This window comes from Thermomonospora cellulosilytica (assembly GCF_014138835.1).
Taxonomy (GTDB): domain Bacteria; phylum Actinomycetota; class Actinomycetes; order Streptosporangiales; family Streptosporangiaceae; genus Thermomonospora; species Thermomonospora amylolytica.
In genome coordinates, this window is record NZ_JACJII010000001.1 from 3,650,347 (window position 1) to 3,670,464 (window position 20,118).

At 72.9% G+C, this 20,118-nt stretch carries 16 protein-coding genes; 6 read left to right on the top strand and 10 right to left on the bottom strand.

Translation table 11 applies throughout. From position 1 onward, the window contains the following. Positions 1 to 2: 2 nt before the first annotated feature. From HNR21_RS17245 to HNR21_RS17260, 4 genes are read right to left on the bottom strand one after another with little or no spacing between them, the layout of a single operon-like run. Positions 3 to 1,661, bottom strand: a complete 1,659-nt coding sequence (locus HNR21_RS17245) for a glycoside hydrolase family 13 protein (protein WP_182705998.1) — start codon at positions 1,659 to 1,661, stop codon at positions 3 to 5. Positions 1,662 to 1,689: 28 nt separating this feature from the next. After that, entirely contained in the window at positions 1,690 to 2,517 is an 828-nt protein-coding gene (locus tag HNR21_RS17250) for a carbohydrate ABC transporter permease (RefSeq protein ID WP_119731205.1), read from the bottom strand. Beyond that, positions 2,514 to 3,506: a carbohydrate ABC transporter permease gene (locus HNR21_RS17255; RefSeq protein WP_182705999.1), complete on the bottom strand. Its 993-nt coding sequence runs from the start codon at positions 3,504 to 3,506 to the stop codon at positions 2,514 to 2,516. The genes HNR21_RS17250 and HNR21_RS17255 overlap by 4 nt, the downstream gene beginning before the upstream one ends. 57 nt (positions 3,507 to 3,563) lie before the next feature. Continuing rightward, entirely contained in the window at positions 3,564 to 4,853 is a 1,290-nt protein-coding gene (locus HNR21_RS17260) for an ABC transporter substrate-binding protein (RefSeq protein WP_182706000.1), read from the bottom strand. Between the two features lie 311 nt (positions 4,854 to 5,164). Here HNR21_RS17260 and HNR21_RS17265 point away from each other — a divergent pair, with 311 nt between their 5' ends. Then, the gene (locus HNR21_RS17265; RefSeq protein WP_182706001.1) at positions 5,165 to 6,610 is read left to right on the top strand and encodes an alpha-amylase; all 1,446 of its coding nucleotides are present in this window, start codon (positions 5,165 to 5,167) and stop codon (positions 6,608 to 6,610) included. A 111-nt stretch (positions 6,611 to 6,721) separates the two neighbouring features. Here HNR21_RS17265 and pgfA read toward each other — a convergent pair whose 3' ends face one another. Together pgfA and HNR21_RS17275 are read right to left on the bottom strand one after the other, a co-directional pair. After that, the gene (gene pgfA / locus HNR21_RS17270; protein ID WP_182706002.1) at positions 6,722 to 7,720 is read right to left on the bottom strand and encodes a cell envelope lipid trafficking protein PgfA; all 999 of its coding nucleotides are present in this window, start codon (positions 7,718 to 7,720) and stop codon (positions 6,722 to 6,724) included. 380 nt (positions 7,721 to 8,100) lie between these two features. After that, on the bottom strand, positions 8,101 to 9,261 hold the full coding sequence (locus HNR21_RS17275; RefSeq protein ID WP_119731200.1) for an ROK family transcriptional regulator: 1,161 nt from the start codon (positions 9,259 to 9,261) through the stop codon (positions 8,101 to 8,103). A gap of 157 nt (positions 9,262 to 9,418) precedes the next feature. Here HNR21_RS17275 and edd point away from each other — a divergent pair, with 157 nt between their 5' ends. From edd to eda, 3 genes are read left to right on the top strand one after another with little or no spacing between them, the layout of a single operon-like run. Next, a complete protein-coding gene (edd, locus tag HNR21_RS17280; RefSeq protein ID WP_182706004.1) occupies positions 9,419 to 11,239 on the top strand; it encodes a phosphogluconate dehydratase in 1,821 nt (606 codons plus the stop codon). Continuing rightward, complete coding sequence (glk, locus tag HNR21_RS17285) at positions 11,236 to 12,213, top strand: glucokinase (protein WP_182706005.1); 978 nt, start codon at positions 11,236 to 11,238, stop codon at positions 12,211 to 12,213. Before edd ends, glk begins: the two co-directional genes overlap by 4 nt. Next, positions 12,210 to 12,830, top strand: a complete 621-nt coding sequence (gene eda / locus HNR21_RS17290; protein ID WP_182706006.1) for a bifunctional 4-hydroxy-2-oxoglutarate aldolase/2-dehydro-3-deoxy-phosphogluconate aldolase — start codon at positions 12,210 to 12,212, stop codon at positions 12,828 to 12,830. Before glk ends, eda begins: the two co-directional genes overlap by 4 nt. A gap of 16 nt (positions 12,831 to 12,846) precedes the next feature. On the opposite strand, the gene HNR21_RS17295 is transcribed toward eda, so the two are convergent. After that, a complete protein-coding gene (locus tag HNR21_RS17295) occupies positions 12,847 to 13,674 on the bottom strand; it encodes a methyltransferase domain-containing protein (RefSeq protein ID WP_157996089.1) in 828 nt (275 codons plus the stop codon). A gap of 165 nt (positions 13,675 to 13,839) precedes the next feature. On the opposite strand from HNR21_RS17295, the gene HNR21_RS17300 reads away from it, so the two are divergent. Continuing rightward, positions 13,840 to 14,928 (top strand): hypothetical protein, encoded by a 1,089-nt coding sequence (locus HNR21_RS17300; RefSeq protein ID WP_182706007.1) that lies wholly within the window; start codon positions 13,840 to 13,842, stop codon positions 14,926 to 14,928. A 118-nt stretch (positions 14,929 to 15,046) separates the two neighbouring features. Here HNR21_RS17300 and HNR21_RS17305 read toward each other — a convergent pair whose 3' ends face one another. Both HNR21_RS17305 and HNR21_RS17310 read right to left on the bottom strand, forming a co-directional pair. Next, positions 15,047 to 15,484, bottom strand: coding sequence for a DUF1707 SHOCT-like domain-containing protein (locus HNR21_RS17305; protein ID WP_182706008.1), 438 nt, complete (start codon positions 15,482 to 15,484; stop codon positions 15,047 to 15,049). A 6-nt stretch (positions 15,485 to 15,490) separates the two neighbouring features. Then, the gene (locus tag HNR21_RS17310; RefSeq protein WP_182706009.1) at positions 15,491 to 16,168 is read right to left on the bottom strand and encodes a PadR family transcriptional regulator; all 678 of its coding nucleotides are present in this window, start codon (positions 16,166 to 16,168) and stop codon (positions 15,491 to 15,493) included. A gap of 331 nt (positions 16,169 to 16,499) precedes the next feature. Between HNR21_RS17310 and HNR21_RS17315 the strand changes: the two genes are divergently transcribed. Next, positions 16,500 to 19,268: an aconitate hydratase gene (locus HNR21_RS17315; RefSeq protein ID WP_182706010.1), complete on the top strand. Its 2,769-nt coding sequence runs from the start codon at positions 16,500 to 16,502 to the stop codon at positions 19,266 to 19,268. Positions 19,269 to 19,322: 54 nt separating this feature from the next. On the opposite strand, the gene HNR21_RS17320 is transcribed toward HNR21_RS17315, so the two are convergent. Further along, positions 19,323 to 20,072: a TetR/AcrR family transcriptional regulator gene (locus HNR21_RS17320; protein ID WP_119731191.1), complete on the bottom strand. Its 750-nt coding sequence runs from the start codon at positions 20,070 to 20,072 to the stop codon at positions 19,323 to 19,325. Positions 20,073 to 20,118 lie beyond the last annotated feature (46 nt).

A 20,118-nucleotide genomic window follows, 5' to 3' on the forward strand; every position in this document is an offset into this window, starting at 1 on the left:
GATCAGTCTCCCCCTGCGGAGTCGGCTCCCGCACCGTTCCACCATACGGCGGTATCGGGGGGCAGGACGAGGCATTCCCCCTCAGTCCGGACCGGCCCGCTGGCCAGCAGCACCGGCCCGAACGCCGGCACCCGGACGGTGCGGTCGCCCATGTTCACCGCGCACACCAGCGACCGTTCCACGCCGTCCTGCGCGGTGGCCTCGCGGGCGAACACCAGCGTCCCGGGCGGCCCGGCCAGCCAGCGCAGCGGCCCGTCGCCCAGCGCCGGGTGCTCGCGCCGGATCGCCAGCGCCCGCCGGTACAGCGCCAGCATCGAGTCCGGGTCGGCCGACTGGCGCTCCACGGTCAGCTCGCGCCAGTGCTCGGGCATCGGCAGCCAGCTCGTGCGGCCCGGGCCGAACCCGAACGGCGGCTCGTCCCCCGACCAGGGGATCGGCACCCGGCAGCCGTCGCGGCCCTCCTCGGGGTCGCGGGCGCGCTGCGGGTCCAGCCGGTACTCGTCCGGCAGGTCCAGCACCTCGGCCAGGCCCAGCTCCTCGCCCTGGTAGATGTAGGCCGAGCCGGGCAGCGCCAGCATCAGCAGCGCGGCGGCGCGGGCCCGCCGCAGCCCCAGGTCGCCGCCGCCGTACCGGGTGACGTGCCGCTTGACGTCGTGGTTGGACAGCACCCAGGTGGTGGGCGCGCCGACCAGCCCGGCGGTGCGCAGCGACTCCTCGATCACCTCGCGCTTGGCGCGGTGGTCCCAGTCGGCGACCAGGTAGTGGAAGTTGAACGCCTGGTGCAGCTCGTCCGGCCGTACGTAGCAGGCCAGCCGCTCGGGGGTCGGCGCCCACGCCTCGGCCACCCCGATCCGCTCGCCCGGGTAGGAGTCCAGCAGCCGCCGCCAGGACCGGTGGATCTCGTGCACCCCGTCCTGGTCGAAGTACGGCAGGATGTTGCGGCCCAGCATGGTGACCTGCCCCTGCCAGCCGACGTCGGGCAGGCCCTCGGCCTTGACCATGCCGTGCGCCACGTCGATGCGGAACCCGTCCACCCCCAGGTCCAGCCAGAACCGCAGGATGTCCTCGAACTCGGCGCGGACCTCGGGGTTGTCCCAGTTCAGGTCGGGCTGCTCGGTGGCGAACAGGTGCAGGTACCACTGCCCGTCCGGAACGCGCGTCCAGGCCGGCCCGCCGAACACCGACTCCCAGTCGTTGGGCGGCAGCGACCCGTCCGGGCCGCGGCCGTCGCGGAAGATGTAGCGGTCGCGGGCCGGGCTGCCCGGCCCGGCCGCCAGCGCCTCGACGAACCAGGGATGCCGGTCGGAGGTGTGGTTGGGGACCAGGTCCACGATGATCCGCAGGCCCAGGTCGTGCGCGTCCCGCAGCAGCGCCCGGGCGTCGTCCAGCGATCCGAAGATCGGGTCCACGCCCCGGTAGTCGGCCACGTCGTAGCCGAAGTCGGCCATCGGCGAGGGGTAGAACGGCGTGATCCACACCGCGTCCACGCCGAGTTCGGCCAGGTAGGGCAGTCTGCTGCGGATTCCGGGCAGGTCGCCGATCCCGTCGCCGTCGCTGTCGGCGAAGCTGCGGACGTAGACCTGGTAGATCACCGCGTCCCGCCACCACCGGGCGCCCGGCCCGGTCGCGGGAGCGGAGACGTCGACCATGTGCTGCGTCATCGATGTCCTTTGCTCGGGTTCGCTACGGTCACTTGACGCCGCCGGCGGTCAGGCCGGCGACGATCCGCCGCTGGAAGATCAGCACCACCACGACCAGCGGCACGGTGACGATCACCCCGGCCGCCATCTGCGTGCCGAACGGCTGGTCGTGCCCGCTGATGCCGGTGAACTTGGCGATGGCGACCGTGGCGGTCTCCATCTCCTTGGCGTTGACCACCGACAGGGCGATGATGAACTCGTTCCACGCCGCGATGAAGGTGATGATGGCGGTAGTGAACACTCCCGGCGCGGCCAGCGGCACGATGATCTTGCGGAACGCCTGGCCGCGGGTACAGCCGTCCACCATCGCCGCCTGCTCGAGCTCGAACGGCAGCTGGCGGAAGAACGCGGTGAGCATCCACACCGTCAGCGGCAGCGCGAACCCCAGGCTGGGCAGGATCATCGCCTGGTAGGTGTTGATCCAGCCTATGTCGGTGAACAGCTTGAGCAGCGGAACCAGCTGGGAGATTCCGGGGAACATGGTGGTGGCGATGATGATCCCCAGCACCGCGTTCTTGAACGGGAACGTCAGCCGGGCCAGCGCGTAGGCGGTGAAGACCCCCACGACCAGCGTCAGCACGGTGGTCGTGCCCGCCACGATCAGGCTGTTGAGCAGCGCCCGGCCGAAGCCGTTGTCGGCGCCGAACACGGCGGTGAAGTTGTCCACCGACCAGCGCGCCGGGACGATCGTGGTGTCGAACTGGTCCTGCGGCCGCCGGAACGCCGAGACCACCATCCAGTAGAACGGCGCCAGGCAGTACACGGTGACCAGGGCGATCCCGAGATAGGGCAGGGCCCTGCGCAGCCGGACGGTCATGCCCGCGCCCTCCCGCGCTTCCCGACGGCCTGCCGGGCCTCGCCGATGATGTCGGCGCCCAGCAGCCTGACGAACAGGTACGCCAGCACGGCGATGTAGGCGAACAGCACCGTGGCGTAGGCCGCGGCCGACCCGTACCGCAGGTTGCTGGCCTCGAACCAGGAGATCATCGTCAGCGTCTCCACCGAGTCCTTGTTGACGCCGATCAGCACCGCCGGCAGGTCGAACATCCGCAGCACGTCCAGCATCCGGAACAGCACCGCGACCAGCAGCGCCGGCTTGACCAGCGGCAGCGTGATCTGCCAGAACCGCTGCCAGGCCGAGGCGCCGTCCACCCGCGCCGCCTCGTGCACCTCGCGCGGGATCAGCTGCAGCCCGGCCAGCACCAGCAGTCCGATGAACGGGGAGGTCTTCCACACCTCGGCGATGATGACCGCGCCCTTGGCGGCGAAACCGTCGGCGGTCCACAGGATCTCCTGCCGCAGCACCGCGTTGGCCGCGCCGTCGTGCTGGAAGATCCACCGCCACAGCAGCCCGGAGATCGCGGTGGGGATCGCCCACGGCACCAGGATGCCGGCCCGCACGATCGCCCGGCCGCGGAACGCCTGGTGCATGATCAGCGCCATCGCCACGCCGATCGCGGTCTCCAGCAGCACCGTGGTGAAGGTGAAGAAGGTGGTGTTGAAGAAGGCGTTCCAGAACGCGTCGGCGCGGTCGCCGGTGAAGATCGCCGTGTAGTTGTCCAGGCCGACGAACCGCTCGCCCTCGATGACGAAGCCGTCGGCGTCCAGTTCCTGCCCGCGGGTGAACAGCGACTCGCGGAAGCCGGCGAGCACCGGGTAGCCGACGACCAGCGCCAGCACCAGCATCGTCGGCGACAGCAGCAGGGCGGCCAGCCGGCGGTCGCGCCGCTCGGGCGAGCGGCGCCGCCGGGACGCGGCGGCCGCCGGCGTCCGGGCGTCCGGTCTGTTCTCGACAGTGGTGGCCATGAGTCCTCCAAGGCGGCGCGCCGTGCCCGGCGGCACGGCGCGCCGCGCCGGGCCGGGTCAGGGGGTGGCGAGCCCGGCGAGCTTGGACTGCAGGTCGGTCAGGGCCCGGTCGGGCGGGGTCTTGCCGCCGAGGGCGTCGTAGAACGCGGACTGGATCGCCGCGGTGACGTCGCCGTAGCGGACCACGACGGGCCGGGACTGGGCCTTCTGGATGGCCTCCTTGAGGGCCGGCAGGTACGGGTACTTCTCGATCAGCTCGGGGTCGTCGTACAGCGCGGCCACGGTGGGGGCCTTGGAGGTCGCCAGCGAGTCGGCCTTCTGCTGCGCGGGGTCGGTCATGTACTTGATGAAGTCCAGCGCGGTGGCCTTGTTCTTGGCGAACGCGGAGATCGCGTAGTTGTGCCCGCCGAGGTTGGCCGCGCCGGGCCCGTTCGGGCCGGGGATCGGCGCCACCGCGAACTTGCCCGCCACCTTGGAGGACCCGTCGTCGGCGTTGGCCAGCTCGTACTGGTACGGCCACTGGCGGTGGAACAGCAGCTTGCCGGACTGGAAGTGGCGGCGTCCGCCCTCGCCGTCCAGCGTCAGCGCCGCCCGGGGCATCCGGCCGTCCTTGATGGCGTTGACCAGGAAGTCCATCCCGGCCCTGGCCTGCGGGGTGTTGACGGCGGGCTGGCCGGAGGCGTCGAAGAAGACACCGCCCGCGCTGTTGACCGCCTCGGCGGCCGAGACGGTCAGGCCCTCGGTCTTGCCGACCTCGGTGAGGTAGCAGTCGACGTCCTCGCCCTCCGGCAGCGCCCTGACCTTGTCGCAGGCCTCCCACATCTGCGCCCAGGTGGTGGGCGGCTCGTCGATCCCGGCCTTCTTGAGCAGGTCGGTGCGGTAGTACAGCAGGCCGGCGTCGGAGTTGACCGGCATGGCGAACAGCCGGCCGCGGTACTCGCCGGTCTTCACCGTGGCGGGCAGCAGTTTGCTGGTGTCCAGCTTGTCCTTGGGCAGCTCGGTCAGCCAGCGGTTGGCCGCGAACTCGGCGGTCCACACCACGTCCAGGCTGAGCACGGTGTAGGCGTCGGACTTGGTGGTGGCGTTCTGGATCAGCTGCTGACGCTGGTCGTTGGGCTCGTCGGGCAGCTCGATGATCCGGACCGGCTCCTTGGGGTGGGCGGCGTTCCAGCCGGCGACCATCTTCTGCATGTTGCCGGAGCGGTCCTTGCCCGACACCAGGGTGATCGGGCCGCGTCCGGTCAGCTCGCCGTCGGCGGCGGTGGTCGAGCCGCCGTCGCCCGAGCCGCACGCCGTCAGCGCGAGCGCAAGGCCGGCGAACAGGCCGACCAGGGGGGTGCGCCGCATGGGTCCTCCTTGTCCGGGTGCTTGTCCGGGGTGGGTGCGAGGACGCTAACAAGGGACTGCAAGGCCGTAAAGATCTTGCAGAAACTTGCAGAAGGATTGTGGCCGGACTGTTACCTCGATCACAACCCCTGGTGGTGGCGGAGGGGAGCGGGAGGGTGATCCGGGGGTCGCCGGGCGGACCCGGCCCGGGCGTACGGCGGGCGTCGCAACCCCCTTGCAGAAACCTTGCAGAAACTTGCGACAAGACGTACCGTCGCGGCAACCCCGGGCCCGGGATCTCCTCCGCACCCCGCTCTCGAAGGAGAACGCCCATGACAGGAAGGTTCCGCCGCGCCCTGGCCGCCTGCGCGCCCCCGGCGCTGCTGGCCGCCGCGGCCGTCACCGCCGCCCCGGCCGTCCCCCCGGCCGCCGCGGCGACCGCCCCCGCCCCCGTCCGCGCCGTCGACACCGGGATCCCGAACGGCGACGTGATCGCCAACCTGTGGTCGTGGAACTGGCGGTCGGTGGCGGCCGAGTGCACCGGCGTCCTCGATCCCGCCGGATACGGCGCGGTGTGGGTCGCCCCGCCCGCCGAGTCGCTCAGGCACCCCACCGGCGTGTGGTGGGACGTCTACCAGCCCTACAGCTACCGGCTCACCGGGCGGTTCGGCACCGAGGCCGAGTTCGCCGCCATGGTGCGCGCCTGCCACGGCGCCGGGATCAAGGTCTACACCGACGCGGTGATCAACCACACCGGGGCGCAGACCGGGACGGGCTACGCGGGCACCGTCCTCACCGACAAGTACGACCCGCCGATGTACGACCGGGCCGACTACAACGTCGACGTCTGCGACCGGGCCATCGCGAACTGGAGCGACCTGTGGGAGGTCCAGAACTGCGAACTGCTGTCGCTGCCCGACCTGAAGACCGGGAGCGACGGCGTGCGCGACCGGATCGCCGGCTATCTGAACGCCCAGATCGCCCTGGGCGTGGACGGCTTCCGGATCGACGCCGCCAAGCACATCCCCAACGAGGACCTGCGGGCGATCTTCGGCCGGCTGCGCGAGACCGTCTCCGGTGCGCGGCCGTACGTCTTCCACGAGGTGTTCCCCGGCGAGCCGCCCCGCCCGCAGGACTACTTCAGCACCGGCGACGTGCTGGACTTCACCTACGCCGACAAGATCAAGACCGCCTTCCAGGGCGACATCGCCTGGCTGTCGTCGTTCGGCCCGAGCTGGGGCCTGCTGCCGGCGGCCAACTCGGTCTCGTTCGTCACCAACCACGACACCGAGCGCAACGGCCGTCACCTGTCCTACAAGGACGGGGCGACCGCCCGGATCGCCAACGTGTTCCAGCTCGCCTGGAAGCACACCACCCCGACGGTGTACGCGGGCTTCGAGTTCGGCGACCCCGAGCAGGCCCCGCCCAACTCCGGCGGCTTCGTCACCGACACCGACTGCCTCCGCGGCTGGCACTGCCTGGACCGCGATCCGGCCGTCGTCGGCATGGTCGGCTGGCGGCACGCGGCCGGGAACGCCGGGGTGACCCACTGGCAGTCCCCGTCCTCCAACGTCATCGGCTTCGGCCGGGGCGACAGGGCGTTCGTCGCCATCAACAACACCGGCGGCGCGCACACCGCGCAGTACTCCACCGGCCTGCCGGACGGCGCGTACTGCAACGTGATCGACGACTGCGCCACCAAGGTCACCGTCACCGGCGGGCGGGCGACCCTGACCGTTCCCGCCAAGGGCGCGGTCGCCTTCCACGTCGGCCGGTGACCCGCTGAGCGCCCGGCGGCGGGGACGTCCCCGCCCGTCCCGCCGCCGGGTCCCCGGGCATACGCAAGGGCCGCCGCGGGATTCCGCGACGGCCCTTGCGCAGGGTGGTTTCTATGCGGCGTGACGCGTCCCCCGGCGGCGCATCATCACCGCGGCCCCGGCGCCCAGCAGCACCAGGCCCAGGAGCAGCGCCGCGAGCGGCCCGATCACGCGGAACAGCGACACCTTGGGGGCGGTGTCGTTGGCCTTGTCGACCATGGTCTTCTGGCTCTGCGGGGTCATCTTCAGCGTGAAGTCGGCGACGACCTTGGTGCCGTTGCCGTCCTTGCCGCGCAGCGTCTGCACGATCTGCTGCTCGCGGTGGACGCTGACGCCGCTGCGCGGGTCGACCCAGTAGGTGACGGTGGCCCGCTGGTAGCGGTCGGCCGGCACGGTCCGGTTGGGACCCGCGATGCCGAGCAGGGTGGTCGGGACCTCCGGCTCGGTGCCGATGACGCTGTCCGGGATGGACTGCACGAACTTGTACGCCTTGACGCCCTGGATCGTCTCGGTGCCCTCGTACTTGGCCGGCCAGGCCCGCTTGGTGTACGGGTCGAACACCTGGTAGGTCTTCTGCTCCACCGCGCCGACCGGCCAGAACAGGCCCAGCCCGGACGGCTTGATCGAGGTGTCGTTGGCCACGTGGGTGCCGCAGCATGCCTTCAGCTCGCCGCTCTTGCGGTCGAACGCCAGCCGCTGCTGGGTGATGTTCACCTCGTTGCCGTTGGGGATGTCCTCCAGCACCAGGAAGGCGTCCCACACGACGGTGTCCCCGTCGGCGGCCTTGACGTCGCCGCGCACCGTGCTGGTGAGCGTCAGCGTCGCGCCGGTCCGATCCTGAACGGCCGCCCGGTCGAAGTAGGAGGCGCCGGTCGCCTGCAGGGTGACCTTCTGGTAGAGGTTCGCCGGGGCGACCAGCACCCGGTCGGCCACGAAGAAACGCAGCGCGAGCGCCAGCGTCAGCAGGAAGACCCCCAGCCCGAGCAGGATCGGTGCGAGAAGGCCCCGGGGCCGCGGCTCGCCGCCGGAAGGGCTCTTGCCGGCCGTGCGCGGAGCCTGATCAATCGTCATGGGGCGCTCGTGTCCTTTCGTGAGCGCGAGGGGGTGGACATGTATCGCCGGGCGAGTGTCCTCCGTCACAAGGGCGGGGTACTACGCGCCGGGATGAGTAACCGTACGCTTTGTTTTCGTGTGCTGTTGAGCAAAACGTCGGGTTTGTGCTCACGGAGTGTTCAATCCGTGACCTGGGGACCGCCGCTCGGCCACCCTTGGTGCCCGGCCGGCTCCAGCGCGTCGTCCGGGCGCCGGGTCGCCTCCGGCGTGATCGGGCCGCGGCTCGTCGCGCAGCGTGTCACTGCGAGCCGTGGGAGCGGCTTCCCGCGACGGCGCTCGTCTTCACCGTCCGGGACGGGCGGATCCGCACCGTGTACGAGGAGCGGTCCGTCCGACCGTCAGGGGGTGGCCGACAGGGCGGCGTCCACGGCGGCGGGGGACAGGATGTGGTCGCAGACCATGGCGGCGCAGCCCATCAGGCCCGCGACGTCGCCCAGCATGCTGGGCTCGATCCGCAACTGGCGGGTGGCCAGCGCGGTCGCCCGCTGGTAGACCACCTCGCGGACCCCGGCGATCAGCGGCTCGACCCCGCCGGTGAGGTCGCCGCCCAGCACCACCACGGCCGGGTTGAGCAGGTTGACGGCGGCGGCGATCACCTCGCCGATCCGCCGGCCGGCCTCCCGGACCAGCGCCACCACCGCCGCGTCCCCGGCTCCGGCGCGCATCGCCAGCTCGCCCAGGTCGGCCGCGCCGGTGCGGGCCAGCAGGGCGGCCCCGCCCGCGACCGCCTCCACGCAGTCGGTGTTGCCGCAGCGGCACGGCGCACCCTCGCCGTCGCGCACCGGGATGTGCCCGATCTCCCCGGCCGCCCCCAGCGCCCCGCGCTGGATCCGGCCGCCGGCGATCAGGCCCGCGCCGATGCCGGTGGACACCTTCACGAACAGCATGTCGTCGATCCGGTCCCGGTAGCGGGCCTGGTACTCGCCGAGCGCCGCCACGTTCACGTCGTTGTCGACGTGCACCGGGACCGGGAACCGCTCGGCCACGATCGCCCCGAGGTCCACGCCGCCCAGCCAGGGCCGCCGGCCGGGTCCGGGGGCGTGCTCGGGGGCGGGCTCGGCGGTGTCCGGGCTGCCCACGCCCACCCCGCGCACGGCGGTGCGCGGCAGGCCCGCCTTGCCCAGCAGCTCGTCCCAGTGGTCCAGCAGCCCGGCCGCCAGCACCGCGGTGTCCCGGCCGGTGGGCAGGTCGGGGGCGGACTGCACCAGGATCCGGCCGCCCAGGTCGCACACCGCGAGCTGGCCCCGGCGCCGGCCGAGGTTGGCCACCAGGACGGCGCCGCCCGCCGCGTTGAACTCCAGCCGGGCCGGCGGACGGCCGCCGGACGACAGCTCGCCGGGACGCTCGACGACCAGCCCGTGCGCGATCAGCTCGGTGACCCGCAGGGTGACCGCCGGCCGCGACAGCCCGGTCAGGCGGGCCAGCTCGGCGCGGGTGGCGACGCCCTCCTCGCGGATGAGGCGGAGCAGGTCTCCGCTGGTCGAGGGGCGTCTGGGCACTGGGACAGTGAACCATGAGCGGTTTCGTGTGTCGACCCGCGCATGGTCGCCGACTTTTGTCACCCGGCGTTCATAAGGATGCTTGTAGAAGTTCCCTATGGCTCGGTAGTTTTCCGTCTCGTCGTCTTTCCGGCCCCTCCTCCCCCCCGGAGTCCGAATGTCGCCAGGCCTCGACCCCGTCGTCGCACGGGTCACCGACCGCATCGCCCGGCGCAGCGCGGACCGCCGCGCCGCCTACCTCGAACGCGTCCGGGACGCGGTGCGCGCCGGGCCCGCCCGGACCGCGCTGGGCTGCGCCAACCTCGCGCACGGCTTCGCCGCCTGCGCCCCCGCCGACAAGCTGCGGCTGCGCGGCGACGTCACGCCCAACATCGCGATCGTGTCGGCCTACAACGACATGCTGTCGGCGCACCAGCCGCTGCAGGACTACCCGGCGATCCTCAAGAGGGCGATCGGCGAGGCGGGCGGCACCGCCCAGTTCGCCGGGGGCGTCCCGGCCATGTGCGACGGCATCACCCAGGGCCGCGCCGGCATGGAGCTGTCGCTGTTCAGCCGGGACGTGGTCGCCATGGCCACCGCCGTCGCGCTGTCCCACGACATGTTCGACGGGGCCCTGCTGCTGGGGGTCTGCGACAAGATCGTCCCCGGGCTGGTGATCGGCGCGCTGTCGTTCGGGCACCTGCCGGTGATCCTGGTGCCCGCCGGGCCGATGGGCTCCGGGCTGCCCAACGCGCGCAAGGCCAAGGTCCGCAAGCTCTACGCCGAGGGCAAGGTGGGCCGCGCCGAGCTGCTGGAGGCCGAGGCCGCCTCCTACCACTCGCCGGGCACCTGCACCTTCTACGGCACCGCCAACTCCAACCAGCTGCTGATGGAGGTGATGGGCCTGCACCTGCCCGGCGCCAGCTTCGTCCCGCCGGGCACCGCGCTGCGCGAGGCCCTCACCGCCGAGGCCGGCCGCCGGGTGCTGGAGCTGACCGCCCTCGGCGGCGGCCACACCCCGATCGGCGAGCTGCTGGACGAACGGGCGTTCGTCAACGGCGTGGTCGCGCTGCTGGCCACCGGCGGCTCCACCAACCACACCCTGCACCTGGTCGCCATGGCCGCCGCCGCGGGCATCGAGCTGACCTGGGACGACTTCGACGAGCTGTCCACGGTGACGCCGCTGCTGACCCGGCTGTACCCCAACGGCACCGCCGACGTGAACCACTTCCACGCCGCGGGCGGCACCGCGTTCCTCATCGGGGAGCTGCTGGACGCCGGGCTGCTGCACGCCGACGCCCGGGTGGTCGGCGGCAAGACCCTGGCCGACTACCGGGCCGTTCCCGAGCTGGGGCCGGACGGGCTGACCTGGCGTCCCGGGCCCGCCGAGTCCGGCGACCGCGAGGTGCTGCGGCCGGTCGCCGACCCGTTCGACTCGCACGGCGGCCTGCACACCGTCACCGGCAACCTCGGCCGGGCGGTGGTGAAGGTCTCGGCGGTCGCCCCCGAGCACCGCGTCGTCGAGGCCCCCGCCCGGGTCTTCGACTCCCAGCAGGCGCTGCAGGCCGCGTTCGAGGCCGGCGAGCTGAACCGTGACATCGTCGCCGTCGTCCGCTTCCAGGGGCCGCGCGCCAACGGGATGCCGGAGCTGCACAAGCTCACCCCGCCGCTGGCCGTCCTGCAGGACCGCGGGCACAGGGTCGCGCTGGTCACCGACGGGCGGATGTCCGGAGCCTCGGGGGCGGTCCCGGCCGCCATCCACCTGTCCCCGGAGGCCGCCGCGGGCGGGCCGCTGGCCCGGGTCCGCGACGGCGACGTGATCCGGCTGGACGCCGACGCCGGGCAGCTGCGGGTGCTGGTGCCGGACGAGGAGTTCGCCGCCCGCGAGCCCGCCGCGCCGCCCGCCGAGGAGCAGTACGGCACCGGCCGGGAGCTGTTCGCGGCGTTCCGCCGGGCGGTCGGCCCGGCCGAGCGGGGAGCGGCGGTGTTCGCGTCATGACCGCCTCCCCGTCGCCGCAGCGGCCCTGGCTGGTCGCCGACGTCGGCGGCACCAACGCCCGGTTCGGGCTGGTCACCTCGCCGGGCGCGGCGCCCGGCCGGGTGCACGTGCTGGCCGTCCGCGACCACGCCGGGCTCGCCGAGGCCGCCGCCACCTATCTGGCCCGCCACGCCGGGGACGTGCGGCCCGCCGCCGCCTGCGTCGCCATCGCCGGGCCGACCGCCGAGAACGGCGACTACCGGCTCACCAACGCGCACTGGGCGGGCAACGCCGCCGAGGTCCGCGCCGACCTGGGACTGGACCACATCGAGCTGATGAACGACTTCGAGGCGCTGGCGCTGGCGCTGCCCACGCTGGGCCCCGGCGACCTGCGCCCGCTGGGCGACGCCGCGCCCTCCGGCGACGCCCCCGCAGCGGTGGTCGGACCGGGCACCGGGCTGGGCGTGGCCGGGCTGATCCGGGCGGGGGACCGGCTGGTGGCGGTGCCCGGCGAGGGCGGCCATGTGGACCTGCCCGCGGCCACCGAACGCGAGCACCGGATCGTGACGATGCTGCGCGAGGAACGCGGCACCGCCGAGGCCGAGCACCTGCTGTCCGGCGAGGGCCTGACCCGGCTGTACGAGCTGGTCGCCCGGCTGCACGGCGTCCCGGTGGAGCCGCTGTCGACCGCGCAGATCTGCGCCCGCCGCACCGACCCGCTGTGCTACGAGACGCTGGAGACGTTCTGCTCCCTGCTGGGCTCGTTCGCCGGCAACGTCGCGCTGACGTTCGGCGCCCGCGCCGGCGTCTACATCGGCGGCGGGATCCTGCCGCGCATCTGGGACGTGCTGCGCCGCAGCGACTTCCGCCGCCGCTTCGAGAACAAGCCGCCGGTGGAGTCCTACCTGCGGGCCATCCCGACCGCCCTGATCGTCGCCCCGACCCCGGCCCTGGCCGGCGCCGCGGCCCGGCTGGCCTCCCTGGAGCTCGTGTGAACGCGACCGACCTGCTCGACCTGTGCCCCGTCGTCCCCGTCGTCGTCCTGCACGACGCCGCCGACGCGGTCCCCGTGGCGCGCGCCCTGGTGGCGGGCGGCCTGCCCGCCATCGAGGTCACCCTGCGCACCCCCGCCGCCCTGGACGCCATCAAGCGGATCGCCGCCGAGGTCGAGGGCGCCGTCGTCGGCGCCGGCACCGTGGTGACGCCGCGGCAGGCCGCCGAGGCCGCCGGGGCGGGCGCCCGCTTCCTGGTCAGCCCCGGCTGCACCGACCGCCTCCGCGCGGCCATGACCGACACCGGCCTGCCGTTCCTGGCGGGCGTCGCCACGGCCTCGGAGGCCATGGCCCTGCTGGAGCACGGCGTCACCGCCATGAAGTTCTTCCCCGCCAAGGCCGCCGGCGGCCCCGCCTATCTCAAGGCCCTGGCCGGGCCTCTCCCGCAGGTCCGCTTCTGCCCCACCGGCGGCATCACCCTCGACACGGCCGGGGACTACCTGTCCCTCCCCAACGTCGGCTGCGTGGGCGGCACCTGGCTCACCCCCGACGACGCCGTCCGCGCGGGGGACTGGGCCCGGATCGAGGACCTGGCGCGCGCCGCCGCGGCCCTGCGGTGAGGACGGCCGTCCGGCGTCAGGCGGCGGTGGCCGTCAGCAGCCAGGCCTGCAGGGGGAAGGTGACGCCCTCGTCGTCGGTGGCCCAGGTGAGGCGCTGCCGGATGCGCTCCCTCATGGCCTCGACGGTGGGGCGTTCGGCGGCCATGTAGGCGGGCCGGGCGGGGGTGGCCAGGGACGTCTCGTGCAGGAACGCCTCGGGGGAGGCGAACCGCACGGGGATGATGGCGATGCGCAGATGTACGTCGGTGAAGTCGGCGTTCTGGAACAGCGCGCGCAGTTCCGAGCCCTGGGGGCCGGAGAACGGGACGCGCATCGTCTCCCCGAGCCCGTCCTGCAGGTACTCGTCCCAGACCGCCGCGACCTCGTGGAACGGGGTGTGGTGCTCGGGGCCGCGCCACACGGCGACGCCGGCCGCCCCGCCCGGCCGCAGGACGCGCCGCATCTGGGCGATCCCGGCGATCTTGTCGGAGAAGAACTGCAGGCCCTGCTGGCAGTACACGAGGTCGAACGCCCGATCCTCCAAGGGCAGCTCCTCGGCGGGCGCCTGCAGCCATTCGATGGGCCCGGGCGCCCCCACGTGCCCGGTGAGGAACCGGGCCACGGCCAGCATCGCCTCGTCGGGGTCCACCCCGGTGACGTGTGTGCCGGCTCCGCCCCGGCGCGCCACCGCCAACGCCACCACGCCCGTGCCGCAGGCGACGTCCAGGACGCGTCCCCGCCGCGGCGGCACCAGGCCGAACAGCCGTTCCGCACAGGGCGCGTAGAACACCGGCACCAGATACCGCTGGTAGGCCTCGGCGGCATCCTGCCCTAACTCGAACTGTTCGGTGCTGTCAGCGGCCATACCACCACCCTCACGCCCGGGTCGTCCCACGACCACGCCCGGCCGGAGGACTTGCCGAGGACTTTGCGCGGGGCGCCCCATGGCCACGCCCGGCCAGGGGACTTGCCGGGGCTTCGCGGCCCGACGATGCTGGCCGGTGCCGACGACGGTGTGGAGGTGCGGCGGATGCGCGTACGGGCCGGGACCGCCGCGGTGGCGGCGCTGCTGCTCGCCGCCGGATGCAGCGGCGGCACGGCGCCGGTGGCCCGTGAGACCGCCTCGACGCCCGGGGTCGTGCCGCGTGGAACGGCGGACACGCCGCAGGAGCCGACGCGCCGGTTGCAGGGCGCGCCGCTCTCCGGAGCGACCGGCCTGCGGCTTCTCGTCGCGGCCGATCCGCCGGTGATCGTGGACGTGGACCGCGGTGACCTTCGGCCGCTGCCCGGAGCGCCGCGGGGAGGGACGGTGTCCGTCCAGGGGGTCGACGGGGGCGTGCTGTTGCAGGCCGGCTGTCCCGGCTGTGCGGCCCCCGGTCTCTTCGTCATGGACGGCGGCTCGGGACGCGTGCGGCGGATCGGCGCGGGCGTCCACGCCGTTCCGGCCCTCGACGGGCGCGGCGTCTGGGTGAACGACCACCAGGGCTCACGGTGCACGCTGGCGCGGCTGGGCCTGGACGGGAGCACCCGGGCCGCGGCCCGCCCCGTCCCCTGCGACCGCGTGCTCGTGGCGGACACTGCGCTGGGACTGCACTGGGGTGCGCTGGAAGAAGAGGGCTCTGAGGTCATCGAGCCGGCCGGCGGGGGAGGCGAGGTCTTCCGCGCGCACCGGATCCTCGCGGTGGTGGGCGACCGGGTGCTCAGTGACGACCGCACCACGCTCACCCTGACCGACACCGGTACGGGAGAGCGCACGTCCGTGCCGAGGCCCACCTCGATCGGCGGCCCCTCCCACGGACTGGTCGCGCCGGACGGCCGTTCCGTGGCGGTGTCGTTCGACCACCCGGCCTGGCCCGGCCCACGGCAGCGGATGGACGTCTGGGCGCTCGACCTGGCGGCCAAACGGTGGCGGCGGACGCCGTCCATGCCGGTCCACGCCTCGCTCAAGCGCTCGGGGATGGCCTGGACCGCCGACGGGCGGCTGGTGCTGGCCGGTCGTTTCGACGAGGTCGGCGACGCGGTGGCCCTCTGGCGTCCCGGAGACGCCCGGCTCTTCCTGCGCGGGTTCCGTTTCCCGGACACGGGGGCGGACGACTTCACCGTTCTGGCCGCCGACTGACCTGAAGGTCCGGGCCCGGCACCCTGGGCGGCGCATCCGGTCACATGGTGACGGGGCCTGCCGGATCAGGCGGCTGCGGGTGCGGCCGGGCTCCCGATGGTCGGGCCGCCCGGCCGGATCAGTGCCGGACCCGCCGCCAGTGGCGGCGGAGGTGCAGGAAGGCGAACAGGGCGCCGAAGAGCCAGAGGACGGCGGCGGCCTTGAGGGCCAGCACCGCGCCTGTGGCCGGGCCGGCGGTGAACGTCCCGACGAGGAACAGCAGGAACAGGATCGGCACCACCGGCGGAGGGCCGTGGCGGTGCCGCGGGCGGCGGCCGTGCCGGAACGCCGGGTGACCGTGGTGGGGATGCCACGCGGGCGCCGGGGCCGGCCGGGGGAGGCCGCTGGGGCCGGGGAGGTCCCTGACGATCTCCCGCAGGTCCCCCTCGGTCCTGGCGGTCAGGGCGGCCTCCAGGCGTTCGTCGAGCTCGTCACGGGTGAGGCGGCCCGCCGCGAAGTGCTCGTGGAGGGCCGCCGTCACCGCGTCGCGTTCGGCGTCGCCGATCCGCAGGTCCATCGCCGGTCACTCCTCGGCGGCGGTGTCGTCGGCGAGGAGGTGGTACAGCTTGCGGCGGGCCTCGGCGAGGATCTCCCGGGCCTGGGCGATCTGTTCGGGGGAGCCGGTGTGCACCACCTGCATCACGGCGGCGCCGGTCTGGGCGGCCTGCCTGAACAGGTCGGGAACGCCCTCGCCGAACTCGGGGGCCATCGCCGCCCAGGGCTCGGACAGCTCGTCGGCGTGGGCCTCCACGTAGGCGCGGCCCTCGTCGGTGAGGGAGAACGTCTTGCGGCCCCCGCTCTCCTCCGAGATCACCAGGCCCTCGTCGGCGAGCTGCTGCAGCGCCGGGTAGACCGCGCCGGGGCTGGGCTTCCAGGCCCCGTCGCTGCGCTGGGCGATCTCCTGGATGATCTGGTAGCCGTTGCGCGGCTCCTCGGCCAGCAGCGCCAGGATCGCCGCCCGCACGTCGCCCTTGCGGGCCCGTCCGCCGCGCCGTCCGCCACGCCTGCCGCGGGGACCGCGCGGGCCCCACGGGCCGGGGCCGCCCCAGTGCTCGGGGCCGAAGCCGAGGCCCCAGCCGAAGCCGCCGCCGCCGTGCATGCGCCTGCCGTGGCCGTGGTGTCCGCCCGCGAACTGGGCGGCCTTGGCGCCGAGCGCCGCCGCGGCGGCCGCCCAGCGCGGATCGAAGTTTCCGGTACGCATGGTCTCACTCTCCTTGTCGATCTTTCTCAGACCAGTCGCGATACAACAACGATATATCGGTAACGCATCGCTGGGAAGAGGTGTTCCCGAAGGTGCGGATACCTCGATGTCGAGATAAATTGGGAACTAGCTTGACGTCGAGAGAAAAGCTGCGGAAGTTAGGCTCACCTGAGTCCCGGCGGCGGCCGCGGCTAGGGCAGGATTCTGGGGGGGAACACCACCGCGCCGGACTGTGCCGGCAGCGGCCTGCGTAGACGTCAACGCGCCGAATATCGGATGGATCGCCGCGCGCGGCCCGCGACCGGGCCCGGGGCGTGATGGAGGAGGAGTCGTGTCCGCGAACAGCTTCGGCGCCCGCAACACGTTGCGGGTGGGCGACAAGTCGTACGAGATCTACCGGCTGGACGCCGTCGAAGGTTCGGCCCGTCTCCCGTACAGCCTGAAGGTGCTGCTGGAGAACCTGCTGCGCACCGAGGACGGCGCCAACGTCACCGCCGACCACATCCGCGCGCTGGCCGGCTGGGACCCGAGCGCGCAGCCCAGCCGGGAGATCCAGTTCACCCCCGCCCGGGTGATCATGCAGGACTTCACCGGCGTGCCCTGCGTGGTGGACCTGGCCACCATGCGCGAGGCGGTGCGCGACCTGGGCGGCGACCCGTCCCGGATCAACCCGCTGGCCCCCGCCGAGATGGTCATCGACCACTCGGTGATCGTCGACTACTTCGGCCGCGCCGACGCGTTCGAGCGGAACGTGGAGCGCGAGTACGAGCGCAACCGCGAGCGCTACCAGTTCCTGCGCTGGGGCCAGACCGCCTTCGACGAGTTCAAGGTCGTCCCGCCGGGCACCGGCATCGTCCACCAGGTCAACATCGAGCACCTGGCCCGCGTGGTCTTCGCGCGTGACGGGGTGGCCTACCCCGACACCTGCGTGGGCACCGACTCCCACACCACCATGGAGAACGGCATCGGCGTCCTGGGCTGGGGCGTCGGCGGCATCGAGGCCGAGGCCGCGATGCTCGGCCAGCCGATCTCGATGCTGATCCCGCGGGTGGTCGGCTTCAAGCTGACCGGCCGGCTGCCCGCCGGCACCACCGCCACCGACCTGGTGCTCACCATCACCGAGATGCTGCGGCAGCACGGCGTGGTCGGCAAGTTCGTGGAGTTCTACGGCGAGGGCGTGGCGGCGCTGCCGCTGGCCGACCGGGCCACCATCGGCAACATGAGCCCCGAGTTCGGCTCCACCTGCGCGATCTTCCCGATCGACGGCGAGACCATCTCCTACCTGCGGCTGACCGGCCGCACCGAGGAGCAGATCGCGCTGGTCGAGGCGTACGCCAAGGAGCAGGGCCTGTGGCTGGACCCGGCCGCCGAGCCGGACTTCTCCGAGCACCTGGAGCTGGACCTGTCGACGGTCGTCCCGTCGATCGCCGGCCCCAAGCGCCCGCAGGACCGCATCGCGCTGTCGGAGGCCAAGCAGACCTGGCGGCGCGACGTCCGCAACTACGTCTCCAGCATCCAGGGCCCGGCCGACGAGGCGTCCGCCGAGTCGTTCCCGGCCTCGGACTCCCCGGCCATCGCCCACGACGGCAACGGCGACAAGCCCCGCGAGCACGGGACCGACGGCGGCGGCCGCCCGCACAAGAAGGTCCCGGTCACCCTCGAGGACGGCACCACCTTCGAGCTGGACCACGGCGCCGTGGTGATCGCCGCGATCACCTCCTGCACCAACACCTCCAACCCGTACGTCATGGTCGGCGCCGCGCTGCTGGCCAAGAAGGCGGTGGAGAAGGGCCTGTCCCGCAAGCCCTGGGTGAAGACCTCGATGGCCCCCGGCTCCCAGGTCGTCACCGGCTACTACGAGCGCGCCGGCCTCACCCCGTACCTGGACAAGCTCGGCTACAACCTGGTCGGCTACGGCTGCACCACCTGCATCGGCAACTCCGGCCCGCTGCCGGAGGAGATCTCCAAGGCGATCAACGACAACGACCTGACCGTGGTGTCGGTGCTGTCGGGCAACCGCAACTTCGAGGGCCGGATCAACCCCGACGTCAAGATGAACTACCTGGCCTCGCCGCCGCTGGTGGTCGCCTACGCGCTGGCCGGGACCATGGACATCGACATCCTCAACGACCCGATCGGCGAGGGCTCCGACGGGCGGCCGGTCTACCTGCGCGACATCTGGCCGTCGCAGGAGGAGGTCGCCGAGATCGTCGAGAGCTCCATCGGCCAGGACATGTTCCTGCGCGACTACGCCAACGTCTTCGAGGGCGGGCCGCGCTGGCAGGAGCTGCCGATCCCGACCGGCGACACCTTCGAGTGGGACCCCGAGTCCACCTACGTCCGCAAGGCCCCGTACTTCGACGGCATGGGCATGGAGCCGGAGCCGGTGCGCGACATCCACGGCGCGCGGGTGCTGGCCAAGCTGGGCGACTCGGTCACCACCGACCACATCTCCCCGGCCGGCGCCATCAAGGTCGGCACCCCGGCCGCGCAGTACCTGCAGGAGCACGGCGTCGAGCCGAAGGACTTCAACTCCTACGGCTCCCGCCGCGGCAACCACGAGGTGATGATCCGCGGCACGTTCGCCAACATCCGGCTGCGCAACCAGCTCCTGGACGGGGTCGAGGGCGGCTACACCCGCGACTTCACCCAGGAGGGCGCGCCGCAGGCGTTCATCTACGACGCCGCGCAGAACTACGCCGCGCAGAACATCCCGCTGGTGGTCATCGCGGGCAAGGAGTACGGCTCCGGCTCCTCCCGCGACTGGGCCGCCAAGGGCACCGCGCTGCTGGGCGTCCGCGCCGTCCTCGCCGAGTCCTACGAGCGGATCCACCGCTCCAACCTGATCGGCATGGGCGTGCTGCCGCTGCAGTTCAAGGAGGGCGAGTCGGCCGAGTCGCTGGGCCTGACCGGCACCGAGACCTTCGACATCATCGGCATCGAGAAGATCAACGAGGGCTCCACCCCGCGTGAGGTGACCGTCCGCGCCGACGGCAGGGAGTTCCAGGCGATCGTCCGCATCGACACCCCGGGCGAGGCCGACTACTACCGCAACGGCGGCATCATGCAGTACGTGCTGCGCAACCTGCTGCGCAAGTAGGCGCGACCGCCCGCAGAACGGGCCGTCTCCCGACCGGGGAGGCGGCCCGTTCCGCTATCCGGCGTGCCGTTCGATGTAGGCGGCCAGACCGTCCAGCAGGCGCTGGAGGCCGAACTCGAAGGAGTCGATGAGGTCGTCGAACACGCCGGAGTAGTGCAGCCGGGTCATGGTGGGGAAGCGGTCGGCGGTGATCAGCTTCTCCAGCAGGGGCTCGCGGTCCCGGTAGTGCTCGGCCTCGCTGCGGCCGGTGCGCTGCTCGGCCCGTGCGGCGTCGACGGCGGTGCGGGCGGCGCCCCGGACGTAGTCGCCCACGGCGGCGACCACCGCGACCAGCTCGCGGTCGGGCAGGCCGGTCTCGGCCAGGGCGCGCAGCGCGGACTCGCTCCAGGTCATCTCGTTCGGGCCCATGGGGGGGCGGCTGGTGGCGACCTGGAGCACCCACGGGTGGCGGTGGTAGGAGGCCAGGCTCTCGCGCGCCCAGTGCTCGATCCGGGCGCGCCAGTCCCCGGGCAGCCGGTCCAGCAGCGGGATCTCGGCCTGGACGGTGTCGAGCATGAGGTCCAGCAGCTCGGCCTTCCCCGGCACGTACGTGTAGATCGACATGGGGGAGACGCCGAGGTGCTCGGCGACGCGGCGCATGGACAGCGCGGCCAGGCCCTCGGCGTCGGCCAGCTCGATCGCGGCCTCGGCCACCCGCCGCGCGGTCAGCCTGGGCCGGGGCCCGCGCCGGGGCCGTTCCCGCACGTCCCACAGCAGTTCCAGGCTGCGGACGGGATCGCCGCCGCCGCTGTACTCGGTCGTCACCCCGCCATTGTGCCGCCGCGCCGGGACGGAAAACTCCATACGCCGT

Excerpts from the sequence above, each read along its gene's own strand:
- edd (WP_182706004.1), top strand. The coding sequence starts at position 9,419 with ATGTCGCCAGGCCTCGACCCCGTCGTCGCACGGGTCACCGACCGCATC.
- HNR21_RS17310 (WP_182706009.1), bottom strand. The coding sequence starts at position 16,168 with ATGCGTACCGGAAACTTCGATCCGCGCTGGGCGGCCGCCGCGGCGGCG.
- HNR21_RS17260 (WP_182706000.1), bottom strand. The coding sequence starts at position 4,853 with ATGCGGCGCACCCCCCTGGTCGGCCTGTTCGCCGGCCTTGCGCTCGCG.
- HNR21_RS17300 (WP_182706007.1), top strand. The coding sequence starts at position 13,840 with ATGCGCGTACGGGCCGGGACCGCCGCGGTGGCGGCGCTGCTGCTCGCC.
- HNR21_RS17265 (WP_182706001.1), top strand. The coding sequence starts at position 5,165 with ATGACAGGAAGGTTCCGCCGCGCCCTGGCCGCCTGCGCGCCCCCGGCG.
- pgfA (WP_182706002.1), bottom strand. The coding sequence starts at position 7,720 with ATGACGATTGATCAGGCTCCGCGCACGGCCGGCAAGAGCCCTTCCGGC.
- glk (WP_182706005.1), top strand. The coding sequence starts at position 11,236 with ATGACCGCCTCCCCGTCGCCGCAGCGGCCCTGGCTGGTCGCCGACGTC.
- HNR21_RS17250 (WP_119731205.1), bottom strand. The coding sequence starts at position 2,517 with ATGACCGTCCGGCTGCGCAGGGCCCTGCCCTATCTCGGGATCGCCCTG.
- HNR21_RS17305 (WP_182706008.1), bottom strand. The coding sequence starts at position 15,484 with ATGGACCTGCGGATCGGCGACGCCGAACGCGACGCGGTGACGGCGGCC.
- HNR21_RS17245 (WP_182705998.1), bottom strand. The coding sequence starts at position 1,661 with ATGACGCAGCACATGGTCGACGTCTCCGCTCCCGCGACCGGGCCGGGC.
- HNR21_RS17295 (WP_157996089.1), bottom strand. The coding sequence starts at position 13,674 with ATGGCCGCTGACAGCACCGAACAGTTCGAGTTAGGGCAGGATGCCGCC.
- HNR21_RS17255 (WP_182705999.1), bottom strand. The coding sequence starts at position 3,506 with ATGGCCACCACTGTCGAGAACAGACCGGACGCCCGGACGCCGGCGGCC.